We start from the raw sequence: 24,997 nt of genomic DNA on the forward strand, positions 1-24,997 counted from the left end.
AGGAGGATCCCGTGAGCCGTCAGAAGTCCTGGAACGCCGATCCGGAACCGCTCCTCCGCGTCGGTCCCGGGTTCCGACTCGACACCGTCGACCCCGACGGCACGCCGGGGTTCCCCGGCCGGAAGATCGACGGGCTCGAGGCGCTGGCCGCCGGTGCCTCCCGGCTCACTGCCCTGCAGGAGCGTCTCTGGGCGGCGGCGACCGCGGGCGACCAGCGGCGCGTGCTGCTCGTCCTGCAGGCGATGGACACCGCGGGCAAGGGTGGAATCGTCTCGCACGTCGTCGGCGCTGTCGACCCGAACGGCGTCCACTACGCCGGCTTCAAGGCCCCGACGGCCGAGGAGCGCGAGCACGACTTCCTCTGGCGCGTCGAACGACAGCTACCGGATGCCGGACAGCTCGGGGTGTTCGACCGGTCCCACTACGAGGACGTCCTGATCCAGCGCGTCCGTGGGCTGGCGGAACCGGCCGAGATCGAGCGGCGCTACGGCGCGATCGTCGACTTCGAGTCGCGCTTGGCCGAGCAGGGCACCACGATCGTCAAGGTGATGCTGCACATCTCGAAGGACGAGCAGCGCGAACGGCTCGGTGACCGGCTGGACCGGCCGGACAAGCACTGGAAGTTCAACCCCGCGGACATCGACGAGCGTCTGCGCTGGGACGAGTACCAGCAGGCGTACCAGGTGGCGTTCGACCGCACGTCGACCGAGCAGGCGCCCTGGTACGTCGTGCCGGCGAACCGCAAGTGGTACGCCCGCCTCGCCGTGCAGCAGCTCCTGCTCCGCGCCCTGGAGGACATGCACCTCTCGTGGCCGGCCGCTGACTTCGACGTGGCCGAGCAACGACAGCGGCTCGCCGCGTCCTGACCGGCTGCGGGTCCGGGCCCGCGGCGATCCGGACTGGAGGCCCGGCGCACCCTCGTCACGGCGCCGCCGTCCTCGACGGGGCTGGCCCGCGTCCACCGACGGGGCTGGCCTTCGTGCACACTGTCGCGTAGACTCGCTCGGTCGGCCTTCGACACCGTGGCTCGCGAGTCGCGGACGTGTTTGGGTGTTGTGTAGTTCGAGGGCTGGAATCACGTCGATCGACGACGCGATGAACCCCCTCTCCACGAACCGCCCCCGCCGATGTCGCTGCCGGGCCGCGTGGTACGTCTGCACCCCGGAAAGAACCCATGGCCCCGTACGACAAGGGCGCGAACTCGCGCGCCGACCGCTCCGACCGTGCTCGTCACCCGAACGGCACCCCCGCCGCTCGCAGTGCCAAGCACCGCGGCTTCCGAGCCCCTGAGCCCACCGCCCCGCGCCAGAAGCAGCGCTGGGACGCCGAAGAGCGGCGCTCCCGTCCGTCGTCGGGCGAGCGCCCGAACTGGGAGCCCCGCGACAGCCGCGGCAGCCGTCCGGCGTGGGAGCCCCGCGGTGCGGGTCGGCCCGCACGCGGTGACGACCGCGCCCCGCGCAGCTTCGACCGCAACGACCGCGGCCCCCGTCGGGACGACGACCGCGCACCCCGCCGCGACTCCGGCGACCGTGCCCCGCGCAGCTTCGACCGCAACGACCGCGCGCCCCGTCGGGACAACGACGCCCCGCGCTCGTTCAACCGTGACGACCGTGCCCCGCGCAGCTTCGACCGCAACGACCGCAACGACCGCGCTCCCCGTCGTGACAACGACGACCGCCCGCGTCGTTTCGACCGTGACGACCGCGCTCCCCGCAGCTTCGACCGCAACGACCGCGCGCCCCGTCGTGACAACGACGACCGCCCGCGTCGCTTCGACCGGGACGACCGCGCCCCGCGCAGCTTCGACCGCTCCGACCGCGCGCCCCGTCGTGACAACGACGACCGCCCGCGTCGTTTCGACCGGGACGAGCGCGCTCCGCGCAGCTTCGACCGCAACGACCGCAACGACCGCGCGCCCCGTCGTGACAACGACGACCGCCCGCGTCGCTTCGACCGGGACGAGCGCGCTCCGCGCAGCTTCGACCGCAACGACCGCGCTCCCCGTCGTGACAACGACGACCGCCCGCGTCGTTTCGACCGTGACGACCGCGCTCCCCGCAGCTTCGACCGCACCGACCGCCCCACCGAGCGCACCCCGTTCGTCCCCGCGGACGACGTCAAGCTCGAGAAGCTGCAGGCCGAGGCGACCATCGCCGCCGACGTCGACGGTGTGACCTTCGGCGACCTCGGCATCGGCGGCAACATCTCCCGCGCCCTCGCCGAGCTCGGCGCAGCGAGCCCGTTCCCGATCCAGGCCGCGACGATCCCCGACGTGCTCGCCGGCAAGGACGTCCTCGGCCGCGGCCGCACGGGCTCCGGCAAGACCATCGCGTTCGGCGCCCCGCTCGTCGAGAAGCTCATGGAGCACGGCGGCGGCACGAAGCGCAAGATGGGCCGCGCCCCGCGTGCGCTCATCCTCGCGCCGACCCGCGAGCTCGCCCTGCAGATCGACCGCACGGTGCAGCCGATCGCCCGCTCGGTGGGGCTCTTCACGACGCAGATCTACGGCGGTGTCCCGTACGGCCGTCAGGAGGGTGCGCTCGAGCGCGGCGTCGACATCATCGTCGGCACCCCGGGTCGCGTGCAGGACCTCCTGAACAAGGGGAAGCTCGACCTCAGCGAGGTCGTCATCTCCGTCCTCGACGAGGCCGACCACATGTGCGACCTCGGGTTCCTCGAGCCGGTGCAGGAGATCCTCCGCGCCACCGCCGAGGTCACCCCGCAGGGCAACCGCGCGCAGAAGCTGCTGTTCAGCGCCACCCTCGACACCCAGGTCGCGGCGCTCGTCGAGCAGTTCCTGCAAGAGCCGAGCGTGCACGAGGTCGCGGGTGAGGACCAGGCGTCCTCGACCATCGACCACCGCGTGCTCGTGGTCGAGCAGCGCGACAAGGACCGGGTCCTCGAGGAGCTCGTCGCCGGCGAGGGCAAGACCATCGTCTTCGCCCGCACCCGCGCCTACGCCGAGCGGCTCGCCGAGCAGTTCGAGGACGCCGGCATCCGCGCGACCTCGCTGCACGGCGACCTCAACCAGTCGCGCCGCACGCGCAACCTGTCGCTGCTCACCAGCGGCCGGGTGAACGTGCTCGTCGCCACGGACGTCGCCGCGCGCGGCATCCACGTCGACGACATCTCGCTGGTCGTGCAGGCCGACGCGCCGGACGACTACAAGGCGTACATGCACCGCTCCGGCCGCACCGGTCGTGCCGGCAAGGAGGGCACGGTCGTCACGATCGTCCCGCGCAGCCGTCGCCGGAAGATCGAGGGCATCCTCGAGCACGCCGAGATCGAGGCGGACCTCGTCGAGAGCGGTCCCGGCGATCGCATCCTCGCGGAGCTCGCCGCGCGCTGACCCGCGGACGCACCACGTGACGGACGGGAGGCCCGGTACCAGCTGGTACCGTCCCTCCCGTCACGGCCGTCGTGCCGCTGGCGCGTCACGCCGGTACCGGCGGGTGGGGCCCACCTCCCGTCCGTCGTCCGTCGCGTCGAGCGACCAGCGTCAGCGGTTGAAGAACAGCACCCCGCGCGCGTAGCCGGCCTGTCCGGCGTGCTGGACGCAGTCGTCGAGGATGCTGACGAGGCGGACGCCGACGGTCACGGGCGGGTCCCAGGCCTCGTCGACGACCGTCTCGAAGTCGTCTGCCGACAGGGTCCGCAGGTAGGCGACCGTGCGCTCGTGCACCGCGCCGAGGTAGCCGTTCAGAAGCTCCGCGGACGCCCGCACCCGACCGACGTCGTCTCGGGACATGCCGTACCCGAGCGCCTCGGCCGGGAACGGCAGGCCGAACCGCTCGACCCAGCCGTCGGCCGTCCACACCTGCTCGGAGTCGGCGAGGGCGGCGATCTGGGAGTCCTGCCCGCGCGCGATGTGCCAGGCGAGCCAGGCGAGCGTGTTCGCACCGGCGGCCGGGCGGGAGGCGAGCTGGTCCTCCGACAGGCCGTCGACGGCACGCCCGACGGTCTCGGGGACGCGGGAGAAGGCTTCGACGAGGAGTTCGGCGGGGGTCATGTCCCCGACGCTACGCCCGCCCGGGTTCAGATGCTGGTGGCTCCGGAGTGACGCTCGAGTGCCGCGCCGAACAGCGAGAACTGCGTCGCCAGTCGAGCGCGGTCGGCCGGGGCGACGACCTCGCGGACCGCAGCCGACCAGACCGCGCTGATCTGCTGTGCGACGGCCGCACCCGAAGGGGTGAGGTGCAGCAGCACGCTCCGGCGGTCGGTGGGGTTCGGGCGCCGCTCGAGGTGTCCGTGCCGCTCCAGACGGTCGATGAGCGAGGTGGTCGCTCCGGTCGAGAGCCCGAGGTACTCGCCCGCCTGCTTCGGGGTGGCGCCGCCGGTGGCCGTCTCGAGGAAGAACACCAACCGGGTGTCGGTGGCGTTGAGTCCCCGGGCGGCGCTCTCGCGGGTGAGCACCCGCGCGTTCTGGGTCTGGAAGCGACGGAACGCTGCCATCAGGTCGGTGAGGTCGTCGCCGTCCCCGGTCGCCGCGACCACGGGTGAGGTGGGGGCCGCACCGGGGAGCGGGGCGGCGAGGAGGAACGGGGGCTTCGAGGGGGTTTCCGACATGCGGGGGAGGAGCTCTTCTCGGGCGAGGGCGAGGGCGAGTGCGGGTGCTGACGGAGGGCCGAGGGGCGGACGCCGTGCTCGTCATCATCCGCTCGGGCCGGTGCACCGTCCACCCCCAGGAGAGGGGGTGTCTCTTTTCTTGTGAGCAGCACGCCGGCAAAGTAACTTGACCGTCGTACCACCTCGGCACGTAGCGCGACCAACCACCGCGGGCCCGGCCGGACCACCGATCAGACAACTTCTCCTCAGGAGCACCGCCATGTCCTCTGTCACGCCTCGTGCTGCCCGCCTCGCCGCCTGGATCGCCATCCCGGTCGCCCTCATCGCCTCCGGCGCCGTCGTCTCTACGGCCTCGTACTCCGCCTTCTCGGCGACGACCGTCAACCCGACGAGCAACTGGAACGCGGGCAGTGTCGCCCTCTCCGACGACGACTCGAACACCGCGCTGTTCAACGCGACCGCGCTGAAGCCCGGGTCGACCGGCTCCAACTGCATCACCGTCACCTCCACCGGGACGCTGCCGTCCGCGGTGAAGCTCTACGGCACCGGTGCGGCGACGACCAACGCGCTGTCGGGCTCCATCAACCTCACGGTCGAGCAGGGCACCGGTGGCGGCTTCGGGTCGTGCACCAACTTCGTCGCCGCCACGACCGGCGGCACGGTGTTCTCCGGCACCCTCGCGTCGTTCGGCTCGTCGAAGACCGACTACTCGACCGGGGTGGGCTCGTGGGCGCCGAACGGTGCCGGCACGCAGGTCTACAAGATCACGTACACGGTGCCGACCAGCGCGCCGAGCTCGGTCATGGGCGGCACCGCTTCGCTCGGGCTCACCTGGGAGGCCCAGAACTCCTGAGGGGCCCCGAACTCCTGAGGGGTCCAGAACTCCTGAGGGGACCGGCGCCCCGGCGTCGGACCCCGCACCACACACAGGCCCCGGTCGGAGGCAGTCATGGTGAGCAGCGAAGTCAGCGGTGGGTCCACCCCGCAGACCCGTGCCCGTGTCGCCCTCGACTGGGGCCGTGTCGTCGTCGCGACCTGCGCACGCGGCGTCGTCGTCACCCTGCTCGGACTCGCGCTCTGGGCCGCGGCACCCGCCGCCATCGGCTGGTCCCCGACCACCGTGATGACGGGCTCGATGGCACCGCGGCTGATGCCGGGCGACGTCGTGGTGTCCCGCCCGGTCGCGTCCGACCAGGTGAAGGCGGGGCGTGTCCTGCTCGCGGACGACCCGGACCAGGACGGGCTCCTGCGGATGCACCGGTACGTCAGTGACGGCCCGGAGCGCACGATCATCACCAAGGGTGACGCGAACCCGCAGTCCGACTCGACCCCCCTGCACCGCTCGGCCGTGCACGGGGTCGGGTACCTCCGGATCCCGTACGTGGCCGCGCCGATCGTGTGGGTCCGGACCGGCGAGTGGGCCCGGGTCGCGGTCGTCGTCCTCGGCTTCGTCGGTCTCCTCGCCCTCTGCCGGGCCGACGGGCGGATCCGGCGACGCAGCGAGGCAGCGGCCGTCGGCAGCGACGAGCCGGACGGGCCCGGTGGGCCGGACGGCCCTGGTGGACCCGCAGGGCCTGGTGACGACGCCGGCGGACCGGGCACGCGCGCACGGGGCGGACGGGAGGCGCGGCACCGCGCCGCCACGGGCCTCCCGTCCGGCGAGTCCCACCGGACCGCGACCGTCGCCGGCTCCGGTGCCGCCCGGGGGCGGCGGGCGGCACGGGTGCAGGCCGCGGCGCAGCAGCGGAAGCGACAGCGACACTTCCGCCGGGGCGGAGGCGTCGCCGTGGTCGTGACGGCAGCGGTGGTCGCGGCGCTCCTGCCGGGGGCCGCGGTCGCCGCGCCGTGGACCGCACGGACGGTCAACCCGGGCATGCAGCTCGCGACGCTCCGTCCCACCGTCCTCTCGTCGTTGAAGTGCACCTCGAACACCTCGCCCCTGGGCGTGAAGACCGCCACGGTCTCCTGGATCGCGACCGGTGGTGATGCCCCGGTCCGGACCGAGCTGATGAGCGGCTCCACCGCCGTGGCCGGCGTCACCGGGACCACCGCGTCAGCGTCGGGGACACCGCAGTCGTTGACCCTGACGGGCGGCAGCGGGCTGTCGCTCGGGGGCTCCACCGTCCTGACCCTGCGCGCGGACTACGGCGCCGGATGGACGGTCGCCGCTCAGGGCACGACCACGGTCACGGTCCGGACCTTCACCATCGCCGGCATCGGCGCCGCCGCGGAGTGCGTCGCCTGACCGTCCTCCACCGGTCCCGCACGGCGTCCCGGGATGTCCGCGGGGGCCGTTACCGTGGCTCGCATGCGGATCCTGCACACGGGCGACTGGCACCTCGGACGCACGCTGCTCGGTGCCGACCTGCTCGAGCACCAGGCGGTGTTCCTCGACCACCTCGTGCGGGTGGTCCGCGAACGCGCGGTCGACCTCGTGGTCGTCGCCGGCGACGTCTACGACCGGGCGATCCCGCCGGTCGAGGCCGTCCGGATGCTCTCGCACGTGCTCGAACGGCTGTCCGAGACCGCGACGGTCGTCGTGACGCCGGGCAACCACGACTCCGCGGTCCGGCTCGGGTTCGGCGCCGGGGTGATGAGCGACCGCGTCCGGATCCTCGCCGAGCCGTCCCGGCTGGCGGAACCGGTGCTCGTCGACGCCGGTGACCCGAGCGGTCCGGTCGCCGTGTACGGCCTGCCCTACCTGCAGCCCGACATGGTCCGGTACGCGCTCGCGCCGGTGCCGGACGAACCCCTCGCCCGCTCGCACCAGGCCGTCGTCGGAGCCGCGATGGACCGGGTCCGCGCCGACCTCGCGGGCCGTCCGGGCACCCGCTCGGTCGTCGTCGCGCACGCGTTCGTCGGCGGCGCCCTGGCCAGCGACAGCGAGCAGGACATCCGCGTCGGCGGGGTCGACCGCGTCGCCGAGTCCACCTTCGACGGCATCGACTACGTCGCCCTCGGCCACCTGCACGGCCCGCAGCGGGTCGGGGCCGGGGACCGGATCCGGTACGCGGGCTCCCCGCTGGCGTTCTCGTTCGGGGAGCGGAACCACACCAAGTCCGTGACGCTCGTCGACCTGGGGGCAGACGGCACAGTCACGGTCGAACTCCTGCCGACCCCGGTGCCCCGACCCCTCGTCGACGTCCGCGGCAGCATCGAGCAGATCGAGTCCGGGGTGTTCGCCGAGCACGTCGACGCCTGGGTCCGGATCGCCGTCACCGACACCGTGCACCCCGAGCGGTTGTACGCCCGCGTGAAGGACCGCTTCCCGCACGCGCTCGCCATCACCCACGAGCCCGCCGACGCCCCGGAACGCTCCGCCGCCCGAGCGGTGAGCGCGACCAGCGACCCGGTGGAGGTCGCCGCGGACTTCGTCACCTACGCCACCGGCGGTGCCCCGGACGACGTCGAACTCGCGATCCTCCGCGACGCCTACGAGTCCGCGGCCGCCGCCCTGGCCGAGCAGGGAGCACGCTGATGTACCTGCACCGCCTGGAACTCCGTGCCGTCGGACCGTACCCGGACCTGGTGTCGATCGACTTCGCGTCCCTGGCCGCCTCCGGGGTGTTCCTGCTCGAGGGACCGACCGGATCGGGCAAGTCGACCATCATCGACGCCGTCGTCTACGCCCTGTACGGCGGCCTCGCGGGCAGCGACGCCAGCACCGACCGTCTGCACAGCCAGCACGCCGACCCCGCGGTCGAGCCCTTCGTCGAGCTCGTGTTCGAGACGAGCGCCGGCGTGTACCGGGTCCGCCGCACCCCGCCGTACGACCGCCCGAAGCAGCGGGGGACCGGCACGATCCGGCAGCAGTCCTCGGCGCAGCTGGTCCGCCTGGCCGATCCGTCCGACCTGGTCGGCGAGCCGATCTCGCACCGCGCGCCGGAGATCGGCGTCGAGATCGCCCGGGTCATCGGGCTGAACCGCGACCAGTTCCTGCAGACCGTGGTCCTGCCGCAGGGCGAGTTCCAACGGTTCCTCCGCGCTCCGGGCGAGGACCGTCGGAAGCTCCTGCAGTCCCTGTTCGGCACCGCGATCTACGACCGGACCGCGGACGAGCTCGCCGCCCGACGCCGGACGGCCGTGGCGGAGGTCGAGGCCGCGGACGCCCGGGTGCGCGACGCCCTCGGGCGCTTCCAGCAGGCGTCCGGGGACGACGACGCCGACGAGTCGACCGCGCCGGACGTCGTCGCGGGACTGCGGGGGAGCGCCACCGCACTCGAGCAGGCCCGTACCCGGGCACGTGCCGACGCCGAGCACGCCGTCGCCCACCTGCACGACGTGACCACCCGGCTGGCCGCCCTCGACCGGCGACGCGGACTGCTCGCCCGGCAGGACGCCCTGGCGGCGGACGCTCCGACGATCGCCGGACACCGGACCGCCCTGGGCCTCGCCGACCACGCCGCCGTGGTCGTGGCCGTCGCGGACGGCGCCGCCGCTGCCGAGGACCGCCTGACCGCCCTGGTCGGGGAACGCTCGGCCGTCCGCGACCGGCACGACGTGACCGACCACACACCGCGGGACACCTCCGACCGGCTCGCCGCGGTCCGGTCCGAGGTCCGCCACCTGGTCGACCTCGAGCAGTCGCTCGACCAGCGTGCCGCCGCCGTGCAGTCGGCGACGGTGGACCTCGAGCGGACGCAGACGCGGCTCGCCGAGGCCGCCACCGCCCTCGCGTCGCGTCCGGACGAGCGTGCCGCGATCGTCCTCGACGCCGAGCGGTCCGCCGAGTCCGCCGCCGACACCGGCGCTGCCGAACGCGCGGTCGAGACGGCCCGAGAGCTGGCGGATCTGCTCGCCGCGCGTCGGGTCGCCGCTGAGCGGACGTCGGACCGAGCCGCCGCGGTGACGACGGCCGCCACCCACGCCTCCGCCGCCCTCGCCACCGAGAACGACCTGCGCGCCCGACGCATCGCCGGTCTCGCCGGTGAGCTCGGTGCCGCGCTCGTCCCCGGTGACCCCTGCCCGGTGTGCGGCGCCGTCGAGCACCCCGCCGTGGCGCGACCGCAGGACGACCACCCGAGCGCCGAGCAGATCGACACCGCCGCGGTGGCACGCGCCGACGCCGAGCGGGCCCTCGCCGCCGCGACGGCCGACCACGCCGTCGCCCAGGCCGAACTCGTCCGGCTGAGCGAGGCGGTCGGGGAGCACGACGACGACTCGGTGGCCCGGCAGCGCGCCGAGGCCGACGCACGCCTGGCCGCCGCCCGCGCCGCGGCTGCCGCGGTGCAGGAACACGGACGACGGCTGCAGGCCCACGACCTCGCCACCCGTGCGCTCGAGGACGACCACACCGAGCTGGTCACCCGGAGCCGGCTGCTCGCCGACCGGATCGAAGGGGACCGATCCCGCCTGGGCGAGGACCGAGCCCGGGTCGACGAGGCCCGGGAGACCGTCCGCGCTGTGCTCGAGCACGCCGTCACCGCGGGTGCTGGCGTCGAGGCCCGGGCCGCGGCGGACCTCGACGCCGAGCCGACTGCCACCCTCGCCGAGGTCGTGGCGCGGGTCGACGTCCTCGTCACGGTCCTCCGCACCGTCGCCGACCTCGACGATCGGGTGACCGCCGCCGAGCGGGACGTCGCCGACCGCAAGGCCGAGGTGGACGCCGCACTGCAGGCCCAGGGGTTCGCGGACGTCACCGCTGCACGGACCGCTGCGCTCCGGCGCGCCGACGCCGACCGGTTGCGGGCACTCGTCGCGGCGGCCGACCGTGAGCAGGCCGTCGTGGAGGCGGGGCTCGCCGAACCCGCGGTGGTCGCAGCCGCGGCAGATGCAGACGCAGCAGCCGCTGCCGACGCGCCAGCCATCCTCGACCGGGACGCCGCGCAGGCTGCACGGGACGCCGCAGCCGCCGCCCTCGACGACGCGACCCGGGCTGCTGCCGCCGCAGCCGACCGGGCGGCCGCCGCCGACAAGTGCGCCGCAGACCTGTCTCGGGCCGTCCGCGCCCGGGACACCACGAGCGCCGAGAGCCGGGCCGTGGTCCGCCTCGCCGACATCGCCGCAGCGGCCACGAACGTCAACCCGACCGGCATCACCCTCGGCACCTACGTGCTGATGCGCCGCTTCGAGGACGTCGTCGCCGCGGCCAACGACCGGCTGCGGGCGATGCTCGCCGGCCGGTTCACCCTCGAGACGTCCGACGAGCGGGAATCCGGCACCCGGGCCCGTCGGACCGGCCTCGCACTGGCCGTCCGTGACCACCTGACCGACAGCACGCGAGACCCACGCAGCCTGTCGGGCGGCGAGACCTTCACGTTCTCGCTCTGCCTGGCGCTCGGGCTCGCCGACGTCGTGCAGGCCGAGGCCGGCGGGGTGTCCCTCGGCACGCTGTTCGTCGACGAGGGGTTCGGCACGCTCGACCCGGAGACGCTCGACGACGTCATCGGCCAGCTGTCCCGCCTGACCGCCGGCGGGCGCCAGGTCGGCATCGTCAGCCACGTCGAGGAACTCAAGCAGCGGATCCCGGAGCGGATCGCGGTGCGCCGGACCCCCGAGGGTGGTTCGCGCGTGACGACGACGGTCTGAGCACCGGGAGCGGTCAGACCGTCGTCACACGGCACGTCGGCAGCCGGGGCGTCAGGGGTGTGGCGTCGAGTCCACGGTGCCGTCGGGCGGCGGCAGGATGTCGGCCGCGATCCACGGGAACACCCACGTGAAGAGCACGAACACGATGGCGACGAGCAGCACGAGCAGCTCGAGCACCTTCAGTGCGGTGGGTCCGGGCAGCACGCGCCAGACGAGGGGGAAGATCACTTGGCGGCCTCCGTCAGTTCCTTCGGCGTGCCGTCGGACGCCTGCATCCAGTAGTCCATCTTCGCGTGCACGATGTACCGCTGGGCGGCGGACCACATCGGGTGGCAGGCGGTCAGGGTCAGCCAGCGGTCCTCGGCGGACGGCTCCACGCCGGGCTTGTTCGGGACCGGGGCGATGGTCTCGATGTGGTCGGGCGTGACGATCTGGCTGTCGGTGACCTTGTAGACGTACCAGACGTCGAACTTCGTCTTGGCGTCGGTGACACGGACCACGATCGGGTCGCCGGGCTTGAGGTCGGCGATCTGGTTGAGCGGCTTGCCGTACGTGACACGGTGGCCGGCGACGGCGAAGTTGCCCTCGGCGCCGGGCATCGCGGTGTCCTGGTAGTGGCCGAGTCCGATGGTGTTGAGGACCTTCTCGCGGTCGGTGCCCTCGCCGATGGGACGGTTGTAGTCCGACCCGAAGCGCGGGATCTGCATCGTCCCGAACACCGTCGACAGCCCCGGCGGTTCGCTCAGGACGGGAGCGGCGTCACGGCGCTCGGTGCCGACGATCTTCTTCGGCTCCGGCTGGTCGAGCGTCTGCACGAGCTTCGACTGCTCGTTCACGGCGACGACGTCGGTCCACCAGGCGGTCCACACGACGTACAGACCGGTGCCGGCACCCGCGATGATGAGGAGTTCGGCCAGCAGGGCGACGAGCGCGCCCCCGACCGTCTGCCGTGGTCGCCGACGTCGGGGCCGTTCGGTGCCGTCGTCGTCGCGGGCATCGCGCCGCGACGGCATCGTGTCGTGAGAGGTCACAGGGGCTCCGGATCGGTGAGGTCGGCGCAGTAGGTCTATCAGACCACGACGACGGCCCGCTGCGGGCGTCTTCCACAGCCCGGTCCCGAATCGGTGATCGATCCTCAGCCGTCGTCCTCGCTACCGTGGTGCGGATGGAGACCGTGATCCGTCCGTTCCGCCCCACCGACACCGAGGCCGTCGTCGCGCTCTGGGAGTCGTGCGGCCTGGTCCGCCCGTGGAACGACCCCCGCCGCGACATCGCGCGGAAGGCCACGGTGCAGCCGGAGCTCTTCCTGGTGGCGACCGACCGGGAGGCCGTGGTCGCCGCCGGCATGGCCGGTTTCGACGGGCACCGGGGCTGGGTCAACTACCTGGCGGTGTCGCCGGACCGGCAGGGTGGTGGGCTCGGCCGGCGGCTGATGGCCGAGTTCGAGCGGCTGCTCACCGACCTCGGGTGCCCCAAGGTCAACCTGCAGGTCCGCGCCGGCAACGAGCAGGTCATCGCCTTCTACGAGGCGCTCGGCTACGCCGACGACCGCACGGTCTCGCTCGGCAAACGCCTCATCTCGGACGACGGTGCCGACGCCCCCGATGACGCCCCCAGTGACGCCCGTTCCGACGCCCGCACCGGCCCCGGGACCGCTGCCGCGTCCTGAGCCGATCCGCAGGAGGACTGTCAGGCACCTCTCGATGGACCCGGTCGGTCAGGACACCGCGAGCCCGACGGACGCGGCGAACGCCAACACGATCCCGGTGGTCTGCAAGGCGGTCAGTCGTTCGCGCAGCACGATGCCGGCGAGCACCACGGTGCCGATCGGGTACAGCGCGTTGAGGACGCTGATCACCGGCAGGGTCGACGGGACGTCGCTCGAGTGCAGGCCGGCCTGGATGAACACGTTCGCCATCGCGTCGAACACCCCGCAGCCGATCACCACGAGCACGAGGGCCCGCGCGGGCCGCACCCGCCCAGCGTGCACCCGACCAGGCCGCACCCGCCCGACCACGGGGCGGACGTCCGGCGTCGTCGTGGCGGCGGGCGTGCCTCCCGGCCGTGTGCCGACCCGGCCACCCAGCCGCAGGGTGACGAGGGCCGCCGCACCGAGCAGCACGACCTGCAGCGTCCGGGCGACCAGCAGGGTCGCGACGCCGGAGTCGGGCGGCGAGGCGTCGTACCCGAGCACGACCCCGCCGAAGCCGCACCCGGCGACCGCCGCGGTGACGACCCCGCGGAGGGTGAGGCGGGCGCCTCCCGGATCGGGGACCGCGGCGACGAGCACCACGGCGACCACCGCGACCACGAGCGCGACCACGCCGAGCGGGGACAGCACGGTGCCGCGGACGAGCGCGACGACGACCGGGACGACCGCGGAGAAGACGGCGGTGAGCGGGGACAGCACGCTCATCGGGCCGATCGCGAGCGCGGCGTAGAGCAGCAGGACGCCGACGCCGCCGGAGACGCCGGCCACCACCCCGGCGACCGCGGCCTGCTCGGAGAACCGACCGCCGAGGACCGCGAAGCCGACGAGCAGCGGGACCAGGCCGACCAGGGCCGCGACGGCCGCGACGCGCACCGGCCGGACCCGACGGGACGCCAGCCCACCGAGGAAGTCGGCGGCCCCGTAGACGAGGGCGCCACCCAGGCCGAGCAGCACGGTGATCACGGGTCCCATCCTGCCCGCACCGGTACTCTGCACGGCGTGAGCGTTCCCTACCACCGGTTGCCCCGTGTCGATGCGAACTGGCGGTGGTGGCGGCCACTGGTCGCCGTGGCGGTGTTCCTCGGCTTCTACCTGGCGTCGCAGATCGTCATCGCGATCGCGTACTTCGTGCCGATCGGCGCGCAGCGCGGACCGGCCGGGCTCACCGACCTGACGGAGAAGCTCTCGTCTGGCGCGCTCGACCCGACCGACCCGCTCATCCTGTCGCTGACGCTGGTGTCGCTCGTGGTGCTGCTGCCGGCGATCATGCTGTCCACGAAGATCGCCGGGCTCGGCCCCTACGGGCTGCTGTCGTCGGTCCGGACCCGGGTCCGCTGGGGCTGGCTCGGCTGGTGCCTGCTGCCGCTCCTGGTGCTCGCGGTCGTGATGTTCCTGTTCCAGGGCGCCGGGTACGTCGCGACCGACGGCGGCCTGCACTGGAACACCGCGGAACTCGGGCAGTCGACCGTGACCCTGCGGACGCTGACCCTGACGATCCTGCTGGTGGTCCTGCTGGTGCCGTTCCAGGCCGCGGCCGAGGAGTACGTCTTCCGCGGCTTCCTCATGCAGACGATCGGCTCGTGGATCCCGCTCCGTGCGGTCGGCGCCGTCGTCGCGGTCGCGGTGTCGACCGTGCTGTTCGCCGTCCTGCACGTGCCGAACGGCTACAACATCTGGGGCATCCTGGACGTCGGCTCGTTCGGACTGGTCGCAGCCGTCATCGTGCTGCGGACCGGCGGGCTCGAGGCCACGGTCCTGCAGCACGCGCTCAACAACATCATGATCTTCGTGCTGCAGGCCCCGGGCTGGTCGCAGGTCGACCTGACCGGCGAGGGGTCGCAGGGCAGCTGGCAGGGGTTCGTCGTGACGCTCGGCACCTCGCTGCTCTACTGGGCACTCGTCGAGCTGACGGCGTGGTGGCGCAAGCTCGACCGCCGGTTCCCCGGGCAGGAGGCACCGCGGTTCCGTGGGCAGACGCCGCTCTGGGCGGGTGGCCGGCAGTGGCTCCGGCCGGGAGGCGCGGGCTGGTCGGGTGCGCCGGCGCGCGGCCACGAGACGGGCGCCTCCGAGACGGGCGCGTCCGGCGGCCCGGGGCTGGTCGGGGCGGGTGCGGGCGGGCCGGTGGCGTCGGCTGTGGACAAGTCCGGTGGTGTCGGCACGCGGCCGTAGGCTCGTCGCATGAGTTCGAGTGGTGTCGCTGCGCCCGGAACCGAGGCAGCTGGGCCCCGGTCCGCTGCGCTCGACGTGCTGCACCGGGTCTGGGGCTACGACGCCTTCCGCGGGGAACAGGCCCAGATCATCGACCGAGTGGTCGCCGGTGGGGACGCTCTCGTCCTGATGCCGACCGGCGGCGGCAAGTCGCTCTGCTACCAGGTGCCCTCGCTCGTCCGCGACGGCATCGGGGTGGTCGTCTCCCCGCTGATCGCCCTCATGCAGGACCAGGTCGACGCCCTCGCCGCCAACGGTGTCCGAGCCGCGTTCCTCAACTCCACGCAGGGACCGGACGAGCGCGCCCGGGTCGAGCGGGACATCGTCACCGGCCAGGTCGACATGCTCTACCTGGCGCCCGAACGACTGAAGATCGAGTCCACGCGCTCCCTGCTCGACCGGGCCCGGATCGCGCTCTTCGCGATCGACGAGGCGCACTGTGTGGCGCAGTGGGGGCACGACTTCCGCCCGGACTACCTCGAGCTCAGCGTGCTCCACGAACGCTGGCCGGACGTCCCCCGGATCGCGCTGACGGCCACCGCGACGCCGCAGACCCACCGCGAGATCTCGGCCCGGCTCGGGCTCGACGACGCCGCGCACTTCGTCGCCGACTTCGACCGGCCGAACATCCAGTACCGGATCGAGCCGAAGACCGGCGCGATGCAGCAGCTGCTGACGTTCATCCGCACCGAGCACAGCGGCGACGCCGGCATCGTCTACTGCCTGTCCCGCAACTCGGTCGAACGCACCGCGGCGGCCCTCGTGCAGCAGGGCATCGCCGCGCTGCCGTACCACGCGGGCCTCGACGCCCGGGTGCGGGAGCGGAACCAGGCCCAGTTCCTCCGCGAGGACGGGATCGTCATGGTCGCCACCATCGCGTTCGGCATGGGCATCGACAAGCCCGACGTCCGCTTCGTCGCGCACCTCGACATGCCGAAGTCGGTCGAGGGCTACTACCAGGAGACCGGGCGTGCCGGGCGTGACGGGCTGCCCTCCACCGCGTGGCTCGCCTACGGGCTGAACGACGTCGTGCAGCAGCGCCGCATGATCGACCAGTCCGAGGGGGACGCCGCGCACCGACGGCAGCTCAGCGCGCACCTCGACGCGATGCTCGCCCTGTGCGAGACGATCGAGTGCCGCCGGGTGCGCCTGCTCGCGTACTTCGGGCAGGAGTCGTCGGCGTGCGGCAACTGCGACACGTGCCTGGCGCCGCCCGAGTCCTGGGACGGCACCGTGCCCGCTCAGAAGCTGCTCTCCACCATCGTGCGGCTCGACCGCGAGCGCGGCCAGCGCTACGGCGTCGCACACCTGGTCGACATCCTCACCGGCAAGCAGTCGCCCCGCGTGACCGAACTCGGGCACGACTCGCTCGCCACGTTCGGCATCGGCCAGGACCTGTCCGACGCCGACTGGAAGGCCGTGGCCCGACAGCTGCTGGCGCAGGGGTACGTCGCGGTGTCCGGCGACGGGTACGGCACGCTCGTCCTCAGTCCGACGAGCGCCGAGGTGCTGGCCGGTCGTATCGAGGTCCGGATGCGCCGCGACCCCGTGAAGACCCCGCGAGCCGGTCGGAGCCGTCGCGCCGCCGTGGTGTCGGACATGCCGCAGGAGGCGATGCCGCTGTTCGAGTCGCTGCGGCAGTGGCGTGCCGGGCAGGCTCGCGAGCAGGGGGTCCCCGCGTACGTCGTGTTCAACGACGCCACCCTGCGTGGGATCGCCGCGGTGAAGCCGGCCGACCTCGACGAGCTGTCGGAGATCTCGGGCGTCGGTGCGGCGAAGCTCGAGTCCTACGGGCGGGCCGTCCTCACCGTCGTGGCGGCCGCCGTCTGACCCATGCCGCTCGGGGCATGTCGCCCCCGGGCCCGTCATTACACTCGGTACCTCCCGCCCACCAGGAGGCCGTGTGTCCCGTTCGACGAAGCCCGCCACCGTGCTCGGGCGCGCCGTGGTGGCGCCGCTCGCACGACTGCTGTGGCGGCCCGAGGTGGTCGGTCGGAAGAACGTCCCGAAGCGCGGACCGGTGATCCTGGCGAGCAACCACCGGTCCTTCATCGACTCCCCGACGATCACGCTCCTGGCGCCGCGCAAGGTGTCGTTCCTCGCGAAGCAGGAGTACTTCACCGGCACGGGCTTCCGCGGTGCACTGTCGCGCGCGTTCTTCTCCGGCATCGGTGCGATCGGCGTCGAGCGGGGTGCCGGAGCCGCCGCGCAACAGGCCCTGGACCTCGGGCTCGCACGACTCGAGGCGGGCGAGGCCTTCGCGATCTACCCCGAGGGCACCCGGTCGCTCGATGGTCGGCTCTACAGGGGCCGGACCGGGGTGGCGTGGCTCGCCCTGACGAGCGGGGCGCCGGTGGTCCCCGTCGCCCTCACCGGCACCGAGCACGTGCAGCCCGTCGGGTCGCGGATGCCCCGGCTGGCCCGGGTGCGGATCGAGTTCGGGGAGCCGATGGACCTGTCCGGCTTCGGCGCTGCGAGCTCGGGCCGTGCGCGGCGTCAGGCGACGGACGCGGTGACGGCGGCGATCCAGGCCCTCAGCGGTCAGGAGCCGGCCGGCGTCTACAACGAGCCGCCGACGACGATCGTGGAGCGGGTCAAGCGGATGCTGCACCACGACGACCGTGGGGACGCGCAACCCGACTGACGCGCACTATTGCATATGTGAAATACGCATACTATGCTCGATCCGGCTCGTCGGGATCAGCATCGACGGGTCGCCCGAATCCGCCAGGGAAAGGCCCGTCATGTCCTCCACGCCCCTCTTCGACGCGATCGCCCGCCGCAGTGCGCAGTCCGGCGCTGCTCCGTCTTCCCCGATCGCCACGCCTGCCCGGAACGCCGCGCCCACCACGATCGCTCCGTCGGCCTCGACCGCGCCGGCTGTCCGTCTCGACGCACCGGCTGGTCTGAGCGTGCCCAGCGCCGACCTGGCCGCGGTCCACGGTCCCGCGACCTCCGTCCCGTCGTCGCCGCTCGCCGTCGTCCCCGCGGACCTGGTCGAGATGATCGACGGGATCCCCGCGAGCCTCCGCGCCTCCCTCGCCCGTGAGCACGTCGTCTGCCAGGAGCAGCTGCCCCTGGTCGAAGCGGTCGTCGACGCCGTGACCCGCGCGGTCGTCGACGCCGTCGCGATCGAGGTCGAGCGGATCGTCGCCAGCGGCGTCGTCCGCGGCTGAGCCGGAGACGTGTCGTCGTCCATCCCGGTGCAGTACGGGTCCCGTCGGGCCCGTCGCACCGCAGAGGCCCTCCCGGGCACCCGTCGATCGCACGCCGGTCGATCGGACGCCCATCGACCGCACGCCGGCCGACCGGATGCCAGCCGGCCGCAGGCCCACCGATCCGATGCCAGCCGACCGCAGGCCCACCGATCGGGCGCCCGTCGTTCCAGCCTCCGTCCACCGCGACGGTCGGCGGTGAGCGCCGCGCACCGGCCGACGAGCCGGCCGCACCGCCGGTTCCGGCCCGGGGTCGCGCTGACGGTCTCACTCGTCCGGGCGTCGATCGTCGCCGCGGCGCACGACGTCCGACAGCACTGCTGGGCCCGTCGTGGCCTCGCACTGACGTCGATCGCCCTCGCGGCCTGCCTGGTCGTCACCGACACCGCGCCCCGGTCGGCGATCGCCGCCCCGGTCGAGGCCCTCGCCCCGGGCCCGCCGAACCAGGACTTCCGGGTGCACGGGACCGCCCCGGACACCACGGCCCGCGCGGACTTCACCGTGGTGGGACGGACCACTGACGGGGTGCTGCTCGCCCGGACGCCCGGGTCGACCGTCGCCGCTGCCCGTCCGGTCGCGGGCACGATCCCCTCGGCCGGCAACTTCGGTGGTCGGAACGTCGCCGGGTGCGCCGCGTGTTCGACGAGTCACCAGGGGACGGACTTCGCCGCCGCGAGCGGGACACCCGTCGTCGCCGTGATGTCCGGCACCGTCGAGTCCGCCGGGGTGTTCGGCGGCTACGGCAACCAGGTGCTGCTCCGGCACCCGGACGGCACCGAGACGCGCTACGGCCACCTCTCGGTCATCGGCGTCCGACCCGGTCAGACGGTCGGGGTCGGGGAACGCATCGGCGCGGTCGGCAGCACCGGGGTCTCGACCGGCCCGCACCTGCACTTCGAGGTGATCCTGGGCGGCCGTCCGGTCGACCCCGAACCGTGGCTGGCCGCGCGGGGTCTCCTGCACTGACGGGCGTCGTCTGACTTCTCTCCACAGGTGCTCCGCTGCTGCGTCGGCGTCCCGGGAAGCCGCGTAGCGTCAACGTCGTCGTGGCAGAGAGCCACGCGGTGAGGAGACCACGGTGCGTGTGTCGGTGTTGGGAACCGGAGCGATGGGAGCAGGCGTCGCACAGTCGCTGCTCCGAGCGGGGCACGACGTCACGGTGTGGAACCGCACCGCAGACCGCGCCCGGCCGCTCGGCGAGCACGGTGCGACGGTCGTCACCGACGCTGCCGAGGCGGTGTCCGGGGCGCAGGTCGTCCTGCTGACCCTGTTCGACACCGACGCGGTGGTCGACGTCCTCGAGCACGCCGCCGGTGACGCTCCGGAGGACGCCGTCTGGGTGCAGGCGTCGACGATCGGGGTCGCCGGCACCGAGACCGTCGTCCAGCTCGCCGCGAAGTACGGCATCACCCTGGTCGAGGCGATGATGCTCGGCACCAAGGCCCCGGCCGAGCAGGGCAAGCTCACGATGCTCGTCGCTGGTGCGGACGACCCGGTGTCGCTCGTCGGCCCGGTGCTGGACGCGGTCAGCGCGAAGGTCGTCCGGGCGGGCGACCAGGTCGGGCAAGGCACGGCGCTCAAGCTCGCCGCCAACGCCTGGATCGCGTCGATCACCGCTGCGACCGGGCAGTCGCTCGCCATCGCCCGCGCGCTCGGACTCGACCCGCAGCTGTTCCTCGACGCGATCGACAGATCGGCCAGTGACTCGGCGTACGCGCACACCAAGGGTGCGGCGATGATCGCGGGGGAGTACCCGGCGCAGTTCGCACTCGACGGCCTCCGCAAGGACATCGGTCTCATCACGGATGCGGCACGTGGCGCGGACGTCGACACGACGCTGCTCGACGCCCTCGGACGCGTCTACGCCGAAGCCAGCGCGGCGGGACACGGCGGCGACGACATAGCGGCGGTCGGCACCGCGTTCTGACCGACGCCGGTGCGGACCGGAGACGGTCCGCACCGGCGACGACGGGTTCGGGGAGAGGACAGGTCCGGGGAGACGACGGGGTCGGAGAACCGTCCGGTCCGGGGTGGGGTCAGGCGCGGCGGAACAGGTCGCGCAGGCGCCGGGCGAACCGCCTGACCGACTCGTCGTTCAGCGTGTTCGCGAGGTCGAAGGCCTCCCGCGTCGGATCCGCTCCGTCACGGATGCGCCGGAGCGCGGCATCGGCCCGGGCGCGGGCGTCGAGCTCGGCCGCGGGCATGTCGTCCTCGGGCTCGCGCATCGTCTCAGCGTACGCCGGGGTCCTCGGCGGCCGGCCTGACGGAGAGTTCGCGCTCCGGCTCAGTCCTGGTCGAGGTCGGTGTCGTCGACCGCGCCGGCCATCTGCTGCAGGAACGCCACGACGACGGCCATGTCCTCGGGCGGCAGGTGCTGGGCGACCTCGACGGCCCGGGAGTCCAGGTCACCGATGACGGCCAGGGCCCGACGCATCGACTTGCCGGTCGCGGTGAGGATGACGCCGCGCCGGTCGCCCGGGTCCGCGTGCCGCTCGACGTGGCCGGAGCGGACGAGCCGGTCGACGAGCGCCGAGGTCGACGCTGCGGTGATGCCGAGGCGCTCCGCGAGTTCCTTCGAGTTGACGGTCCGGCCGGAGGTCTCGGCGTCGACGAGGACCCGCAGGGCCATCAACGCGTTCTCGCCGATCCCGAGTTCCTCACGCACGCGACGCTGGGCAGAACTCTCGGCAGTGCGGTACCGACGCAGGGCGTTCAACACGTCCACTGCGTCGACCCGGGAGTCCTCGCCGTACCAGAACCCCGGGGCTGCTGTCGTCACCTCGGAAGTCATACGGACAATGCTAGACGGTCTAGTTAGTTTGTCTAGCGAGCGTGATGACTTGCACGCTCAGCGTCCAGGGTGCGGCCAGGCGGCGTCCCCCGAACGGCCACAGGACTGACTTCCGCTCATCGTCGTGGACCGCCGCAACACCGGTGACGCGGCTCGGAAACACCCCGGCAACGAGCCCTCAGTAGGTTCGCCGCATGCAGGAGTCGCCGTGCTGAACCGACTCGCCAGGAGCGTCCACAGTGTCGGGGGCGCGGTCGAGCGGACGGACGTCGTCGCGCGCCTGCTCGACGTGCACCTGGCACGGCGGGACCCCTCGGCGGACGACCCGGGTCTCGGCCGGGACCTCCGGACCGTGGTCGGGGCGGCGGTGCCGCCGGATGCCGACCTCAGTCCGTCGGCGACCCTCGACGCCCTGGCCCTCGACCGCCACGAACCGGCGTCGATCGCCGCGGCCGTCGCCGTCGCACGGGACGACGCCCGTCGGGCACGGGACGTCGTGTCCACCGAACTCTGGGACTGCCTCAACACGACGCGCTCCCGGCTGCCGCGGAAGATCGTCGGCGAGAAGGCGCACGAGTTCCTCGGCTGGGTCCGCGAGCGCAGCGCCCTGGCCGTCGGCGTGGTCGACGGGGACGTCAGCCGCGACGAGGTGTGGGAGTTCTTCACGCTCGGCCGCTCCCTGACGCGGTTGACCGTGACCGCGCGGATGCTCGCCTCGGACCTGCTCGACCCGGGTTCGGTGACGTCGTGGTCGACGGCGCTCCGTGCCTGCGGGGCGGGCGAGGCGTTCCACCGCGAGTTCCGACACGGCAGCACCTCGGCGGACGCGGCCGCGTTCCTCCTGCTCGACGAGCACAGTCCTCGATCGCTGCTGTTCCTGGCCCGTCGCAGTGAGGGATGCCTCGACGACCTGGTCGGCGTGCACCTGGCGGACGAGGTCCGGGCGTTCGGCGCGGCCCGCGCCGAGCTCGAGACGGTGACGCCGGAGACCGCCGTGGACGCTGCCCGGACGGCCGGCTCCCGGCTCGCCGCGGCCGCGGAGGCGATCACTGCCGCCCTGGACCGCCGGGTGTTCACCGCACCGGAGCCCGCCCACTGACACGGGCCCGCTCACCGGAACGAGACCCGGGTCCTCGACCGGAAGCCCCGGCGTCTAGACCGGACTCGACCGTTCCACCACGGCCTCGTCGTGCTGCAGGTCCCGCCGGACGGCTGCCCGAGCGGCCCGGGAACCCGCTGCCGGCACGACGACGGGCAGCGACCGGGTGACCGCCAGGTGCAGGCGGTTGTCCGCGTCGTAGCGCAGCCGGACGTGCTGGAACCGGACGAGCCAGACGAGCGCGATCGCCAGCGCGACGAAGCCCGACAGTGCGCCGACCCCGATCGCCCACCGCGGACCCCAGGCATCGGCGACCGCGCCGACGATCGGGGCACCGAGCGGGGTGCCGCCGGCGAAGACCGCCATGTAGAGGGCCATCACCCGGCCGCGCATCGCGGGCTCGGTGGTGGTCTGCACGAGGGCGTTCGCCGTGGTCATGAAGGTCAGCGAGGCGAGCCCGAGGAAGGCGAGCAGGATCGCGAACGTCCAGTACGTGGGCGCGAAGGCCGCGGCGGTGCAGGCGAGTCCGAACCCGCCCGCCGCGATGGTCAGCGTGCGCATCCGGGGGACCTCGCGCCGCGCCGACAGCAGGGCGCCGAGCACCGATCCGACCGCCATCACCGAGTTGAGCAGGCCGAACTCGCCGGCGCCGCGGTGGAACTCCACACGCGCCATCGTCGAGGTGAAGATCGCGAAGTTCACGCCGAAGGTCCCGACGACGAAGATCATGCAGAGCACCACGATGATGTCCGGTCTGGTGCGGACGTACCGGAAGCCCGCGATCAGCTGCCCCTTGCCGCGTGGGGCCCGTGCCCGGTCGGCGAGCTGCTCCGGGTCGACGAACCGCAGCGCGATGAGGACGGCCAGGAACGACCCGGCGTTGATGACGAACACCCACCCGGAGCCGATCGCCGCGATGAGGACACCGGCGACGGCGGGGCCGATGAGCCGGGCCGCGTTGAACGACGCCGAGTTCAGTGCGACGGCGTTCGAGACCTGCTCGCCCGTGACGACGTCGGACACGAAGGCCTGGCGCACCGGGGTGTCGAACGCGGCGACGACCCCGAGTGCGAGGGCGAACCCGTAGAGGGACCAGAGCGTCGCGGTGTCGGTGAGCACCATGACGGCGAGCCCGAGGCCGAGCAACCCCATCAGCCCCTGCGTCAGCATGAGCATCCGGCGTCGGTCGAAGCGGTCGGCGACGAGCCCGGTCCAGGGGAGCAGGACGAGCTGGGGTCCGAACTGCAGCGCCATGGTGACCCCGACGGCGACGGCGTCGTCATGGGTCAGCTGGGTGAGGACGAGCCAGTCCTGGGCGGTGCGCTGCATCCACGTGCCGATGTTCGACACGAGGGCACCGGCGAACCAGATGCGGTAGTTGCGTCCCGAGAGGGACCGGAACATGGCACTCACTGGGCGGCGAGCCTCCGGAGGATGTCGGTGGCGGCGGTGAGGGTCTTCCGCTCCGCCGGGGTGAGGGCCGCGAGGCGCGGGGTGAGCCAGCCGTCGCGACGCTGCCGGGTCTCGGTGACCAGGTCGTCGCCGTCGGCGGTCGGGCAGAGCAGGACCTTGCGGCGGTCGTCGCCGTGGCCGTCCTTCGTGAGCAGGCCGCGGTCGAGGAGGGCCGTGACGGTCTTGGTCATCGAGGGCGGGGTGACGCCCTCGCGGCGGCTGAGGTCGGCGAGGCTCATCGCGCCCTCGCGGTGCAGCAGGGCGAGGGCGGAGAACTGGGCGTCGCTGACGGTCGTGTCGGCCTTCTGCGCCCGCAGGGTCCGGGACAGCCGGTTCACGGCGATCCGGACGTCGCTGGCGAGCGAAGGATCCGGCGACGGGCGACGACGCGCGGCGGTGGGGGGCGGGTCGGTGACGGTCACGAGTCGTTAGCCTAGCTCATTAGTTCAGCGAACGAACCGGTTCAGCCCGATCGTGCAGCGAATCGTCCACAGCCCGCCGACGAACCCCCGGTCGACGGGCGTAGAGTGAGAGCCTGGGCAACAGGTGTTGCCCAATCGACACGGGCCGGAAGGCACGGGAGGAGCAGGACAGATGAACGGGTTCGAGGGCAAGGTCGCCATCGTCACCGGTGGTGGCAGCGGCATCGGTGAATCGATCGCGAAGGAGCTCGCGGCAGCGGGAGCCTCCGTCGTCGTCACGGACATCAAGCAGGAAGCCGCCGAGCGCGTCGTCGCCGAGATCGAGCAGGCCGGTGGCACCGCGGCCGCCGTCTCCGCGAACTCGTCGATCGCCGCGGACAACGAGCGAGCCGTCCAGTTCGCCGTCGACACCTACGGCGCCCTGCACCTGGCCGTCAACAACGCCGGCATCGGCGCGGCACCCCAGCCGATCGGCGAGTACGACGTCGCAGCCTGGGACCGCGTCCGTGCCGTCGACCTCGACGGCGTCTTCTACGGCCTGCGCTACGAGATCCCGGCGATCCTCGCGGCCGGTGGCGGCGCGATCGTCAACATGTCGTCGGTCCTCGGTTCGGTCGGCCTCGCGAACAACGCGGCCTACGTCGCGTCGAAGCACGCCCTCGTCGGCCTGACCAAGGTCGCCGCGCTCGAGTACACGGCGAAGGGCGTCCGCACGAACGCCGTCGGCCCGGGCTTCATCGACACCCCGCTGGTCCGCTCGTCGCTGAGCGGCGACGAACTCGCCGGCCTCGAGGCGCAGCACGCCGCCGGACGCCTCGGCACCGACGCCGAGGTCGCCGCGCTCGTCCTGTTCCTGCTCAGTGACCAGGCGTCGTTCATCAGCGGCAGCTACCACCTCGTCGACGGCGGGTACTCCGCGCACTGACCGGGAACCCGCGCGACGCGGGTCCGGACGGGAGGCCCGGCGGACGTGAGCAGACCCGCTCACGTCCGCTGGGCCTCCCG

At 73.0% G+C, this 24,997-nt stretch carries 24 protein-coding genes; 15 read left to right on the forward strand and 9 right to left on the reverse strand.

What is annotated here, in order from left to right:
• Nucleotides 1-11: 11 nt before the first annotated feature.
• The gene (locus DEI97_RS03200) at nt 12-866 is read left to right on the forward strand and encodes a polyphosphate kinase 2 family protein (protein WP_258376707.1); all 855 of its coding nucleotides are present in this window, start codon (nt 12-14) and stop codon (nt 864-866) included.
• Between the two features lie 308 nt (nt 867-1,174).
• Nucleotides 1,175-3,349 (forward strand): DEAD/DEAH box helicase, encoded by a 2,175-nt coding sequence (locus DEI97_RS03205; protein WP_111074927.1) that lies wholly within the window; start codon nt 1,175-1,177, stop codon nt 3,347-3,349.
• Between the two features lie 150 nt (nt 3,350-3,499).
• Here the strand turns inward: DEI97_RS03205 and DEI97_RS03210 are convergent, their stop codons facing one another.
• Together DEI97_RS03210 and DEI97_RS03215 are read right to left on the reverse strand one after the other, a co-directional pair.
• Nucleotides 3,500-4,009 (reverse strand): mycothiol transferase, encoded by a 510-nt coding sequence (locus DEI97_RS03210; RefSeq protein ID WP_111074928.1) that lies wholly within the window; start codon nt 4,007-4,009, stop codon nt 3,500-3,502.
• A gap of 26 nt (nt 4,010-4,035) precedes the next feature.
• Nucleotides 4,036-4,566, reverse strand: coding sequence for a MarR family winged helix-turn-helix transcriptional regulator (locus DEI97_RS03215; protein WP_111074929.1), 531 nt, complete (start codon nt 4,564-4,566; stop codon nt 4,036-4,038).
• A gap of 259 nt (nt 4,567-4,825) precedes the next feature.
• Here DEI97_RS03215 and DEI97_RS03220 point away from each other — a divergent pair, with 259 nt between their 5' ends.
• The 4 genes from DEI97_RS03220 (at nt 4,826) to DEI97_RS03235 (ending at nt 11,094) form a co-directional block, all read left to right on the forward strand.
• On the forward strand, nt 4,826-5,419 hold the full coding sequence (locus DEI97_RS03220; protein WP_111074930.1) for a hypothetical protein: 594 nt from the start codon (nt 4,826-4,828) through the stop codon (nt 5,417-5,419).
• A 99-nt stretch (nt 5,420-5,518) separates the two neighbouring features.
• Nucleotides 5,519-6,811, forward strand: coding sequence for a S24/S26 family peptidase (locus tag DEI97_RS03225; protein ID WP_181439247.1), 1,293 nt, complete (start codon nt 5,519-5,521; stop codon nt 6,809-6,811).
• Between the two features lie 63 nt (nt 6,812-6,874).
• On the forward strand, nt 6,875-8,044 hold the full coding sequence (locus tag DEI97_RS03230) for an exonuclease SbcCD subunit D (RefSeq protein ID WP_111074932.1): 1,170 nt from the start codon (nt 6,875-6,877) through the stop codon (nt 8,042-8,044).
• Complete coding sequence (locus DEI97_RS03235; RefSeq protein ID WP_111074933.1) at nt 8,044-11,094, forward strand: AAA family ATPase; 3,051 nt, start codon at nt 8,044-8,046, stop codon at nt 11,092-11,094. Before DEI97_RS03230 ends, DEI97_RS03235 begins: the two co-directional genes overlap by 1 nt.
• 51 nt (nt 11,095-11,145) lie before the next feature.
• Here DEI97_RS03235 and DEI97_RS03240 read toward each other — a convergent pair whose 3' ends face one another.
• The gene (locus tag DEI97_RS03240; RefSeq protein ID WP_181439253.1) at nt 11,146-11,322 is read right to left on the reverse strand and encodes a hypothetical protein; all 177 of its coding nucleotides are present in this window, start codon (nt 11,320-11,322) and stop codon (nt 11,146-11,148) included.
• Nucleotides 11,319-12,125, reverse strand: coding sequence for a class E sortase (locus tag DEI97_RS03245; protein WP_258376708.1), 807 nt, complete (start codon nt 12,123-12,125; stop codon nt 11,319-11,321). Before DEI97_RS03245 ends, DEI97_RS03240 begins: the two co-directional genes overlap by 4 nt.
• 134 nt (nt 12,126-12,259) lie before the next feature.
• On the opposite strand from DEI97_RS03245, the gene DEI97_RS03250 reads away from it, so the two are divergent.
• Nucleotides 12,260-12,763: a GNAT family acetyltransferase gene (locus DEI97_RS03250; protein WP_111074935.1), complete on the forward strand. Its 504-nt coding sequence runs from the start codon at nt 12,260-12,262 to the stop codon at nt 12,761-12,763.
• 48 nt (nt 12,764-12,811) lie between these two features.
• Here DEI97_RS03250 and DEI97_RS03255 read toward each other — a convergent pair whose 3' ends face one another.
• Nucleotides 12,812-13,768: an EamA family transporter gene (locus DEI97_RS03255; protein WP_111074936.1), complete on the reverse strand. Its 957-nt coding sequence runs from the start codon at nt 13,766-13,768 to the stop codon at nt 12,812-12,814.
• Nucleotides 13,769-13,804: 36 nt separating this feature from the next.
• Between DEI97_RS03255 and DEI97_RS03260 the strand changes: the two genes are divergently transcribed.
• From DEI97_RS03260 to DEI97_RS03285, 6 genes are all read left to right on the forward strand, one after another.
• Nucleotides 13,805-14,974 carry a CPBP family intramembrane glutamic endopeptidase gene (locus DEI97_RS03260; protein WP_146248144.1) on the forward strand — a complete coding sequence of 390 codons (1,170 nt, stop codon included), beginning with the start codon at nt 13,805-13,807 and terminating at the stop codon, nt 14,972-14,974.
• A gap of 9 nt (nt 14,975-14,983) precedes the next feature.
• On the forward strand, nt 14,984-16,843 hold the full coding sequence (recQ, locus tag DEI97_RS03265; RefSeq protein WP_111074938.1) for a DNA helicase RecQ: 1,860 nt from the start codon (nt 14,984-14,986) through the stop codon (nt 16,841-16,843).
• A 73-nt stretch (nt 16,844-16,916) separates the two neighbouring features.
• A complete protein-coding gene (locus tag DEI97_RS03270; RefSeq protein WP_111074939.1) occupies nt 16,917-17,657 on the forward strand; it encodes a lysophospholipid acyltransferase family protein in 741 nt (246 codons plus the stop codon).
• Between the two features lie 100 nt (nt 17,658-17,757).
• Complete coding sequence (locus DEI97_RS03275) at nt 17,758-18,189, forward strand: hypothetical protein (RefSeq protein WP_111074940.1); 432 nt, start codon at nt 17,758-17,760, stop codon at nt 18,187-18,189.
• Between the two features lie 237 nt (nt 18,190-18,426).
• Nucleotides 18,427-19,194: a M23 family metallopeptidase gene (locus DEI97_RS03280; RefSeq protein WP_111074941.1), complete on the forward strand. Its 768-nt coding sequence runs from the start codon at nt 18,427-18,429 to the stop codon at nt 19,192-19,194.
• Between the two features lie 118 nt (nt 19,195-19,312).
• Nucleotides 19,313-20,155: an NAD(P)-dependent oxidoreductase gene (locus DEI97_RS03285; protein ID WP_220039202.1), complete on the forward strand. Its 843-nt coding sequence runs from the start codon at nt 19,313-19,315 to the stop codon at nt 20,153-20,155.
• Nucleotides 20,156-20,264: 109 nt separating this feature from the next.
• On the opposite strand, the gene DEI97_RS03290 is transcribed toward DEI97_RS03285, so the two are convergent.
• A complete protein-coding gene (locus DEI97_RS03290; protein WP_111074942.1) occupies nt 20,265-20,453 on the reverse strand; it encodes a hypothetical protein in 189 nt (62 codons plus the stop codon).
• Nucleotides 20,454-20,512: 59 nt separating this feature from the next.
• On the reverse strand, nt 20,513-21,019 hold the full coding sequence (locus tag DEI97_RS03295; RefSeq protein WP_111074943.1) for a MarR family winged helix-turn-helix transcriptional regulator: 507 nt from the start codon (nt 21,017-21,019) through the stop codon (nt 20,513-20,515).
• A gap of 208 nt (nt 21,020-21,227) precedes the next feature.
• Here DEI97_RS03295 and DEI97_RS03300 point away from each other — a divergent pair, with 208 nt between their 5' ends.
• Nucleotides 21,228-22,118: an alpha-E domain-containing protein gene (locus DEI97_RS03300; protein WP_181439248.1), complete on the forward strand. Its 891-nt coding sequence runs from the start codon at nt 21,228-21,230 to the stop codon at nt 22,116-22,118.
• Between the two features lie 54 nt (nt 22,119-22,172).
• On the opposite strand, the gene DEI97_RS03305 is transcribed toward DEI97_RS03300, so the two are convergent.
• Nucleotides 22,173-23,522 carry an MFS transporter gene (locus DEI97_RS03305; protein ID WP_111074945.1) on the reverse strand — a complete coding sequence of 450 codons (1,350 nt, stop codon included), beginning with the start codon at nt 23,520-23,522 and terminating at the stop codon, nt 22,173-22,175.
• 5 nt (nt 23,523-23,527) lie between these two features.
• Nucleotides 23,528-23,992, reverse strand: coding sequence for a MarR family winged helix-turn-helix transcriptional regulator (locus DEI97_RS03310; protein ID WP_111074946.1), 465 nt, complete (start codon nt 23,990-23,992; stop codon nt 23,528-23,530).
• A gap of 172 nt (nt 23,993-24,164) precedes the next feature.
• Between DEI97_RS03310 and DEI97_RS03315 the strand changes: the two genes are divergently transcribed.
• Nucleotides 24,165-24,917, forward strand: a complete 753-nt coding sequence (locus DEI97_RS03315) for an SDR family NAD(P)-dependent oxidoreductase (protein ID WP_111074947.1) — start codon at nt 24,165-24,167, stop codon at nt 24,915-24,917.
• Nucleotides 24,918-24,997 lie beyond the last annotated feature (80 nt).

The organism is Curtobacterium sp. MCLR17_032, assembly GCF_003234795.2.
Taxonomy (GTDB): Bacteria; Actinomycetota; Actinomycetes; order Actinomycetales; family Microbacteriaceae; genus Curtobacterium.

Coding starts and splice junctions, on each gene's coding strand:
- DEI97_RS03295 (WP_111074943.1), bottom strand. CDS start 21,019: ATGACTTCCGAGGTGACGACAGCAGCCCCGGGGTTCTGGTACGGCGAG.
- DEI97_RS03290 (WP_111074942.1), bottom strand. CDS start 20,453: ATGCGCGAGCCCGAGGACGACATGCCCGCGGCCGAGCTCGACGCCCGC.
- DEI97_RS03230 (WP_111074932.1), top strand. CDS start 6,875: ATGCGGATCCTGCACACGGGCGACTGGCACCTCGGACGCACGCTGCTC.
- recQ (WP_111074938.1), top strand. CDS start 14,984: ATGAGTTCGAGTGGTGTCGCTGCGCCCGGAACCGAGGCAGCTGGGCCC.
- DEI97_RS03205 (WP_111074927.1), top strand. CDS start 1,175: ATGGCCCCGTACGACAAGGGCGCGAACTCGCGCGCCGACCGCTCCGAC.
- DEI97_RS03275 (WP_111074940.1), top strand. CDS start 17,758: ATGTCCTCCACGCCCCTCTTCGACGCGATCGCCCGCCGCAGTGCGCAG.
- DEI97_RS03215 (WP_111074929.1), bottom strand. CDS start 4,566: ATGTCGGAAACCCCCTCGAAGCCCCCGTTCCTCCTCGCCGCCCCGCTC.
- DEI97_RS03220 (WP_111074930.1), top strand. CDS start 4,826: ATGTCCTCTGTCACGCCTCGTGCTGCCCGCCTCGCCGCCTGGATCGCC.
- DEI97_RS03210 (WP_111074928.1), bottom strand. CDS start 4,009: ATGACCCCCGCCGAACTCCTCGTCGAAGCCTTCTCCCGCGTCCCCGAG.
- DEI97_RS03235 (WP_111074933.1), top strand. CDS start 8,044: ATGTACCTGCACCGCCTGGAACTCCGTGCCGTCGGACCGTACCCGGAC.
- DEI97_RS03250 (WP_111074935.1), top strand. CDS start 12,260: ATGGAGACCGTGATCCGTCCGTTCCGCCCCACCGACACCGAGGCCGTC.
- DEI97_RS03305 (WP_111074945.1), bottom strand. CDS start 23,522: ATGTTCCGGTCCCTCTCGGGACGCAACTACCGCATCTGGTTCGCCGGT.
- DEI97_RS03315 (WP_111074947.1), top strand. CDS start 24,165: ATGAACGGGTTCGAGGGCAAGGTCGCCATCGTCACCGGTGGTGGCAGC.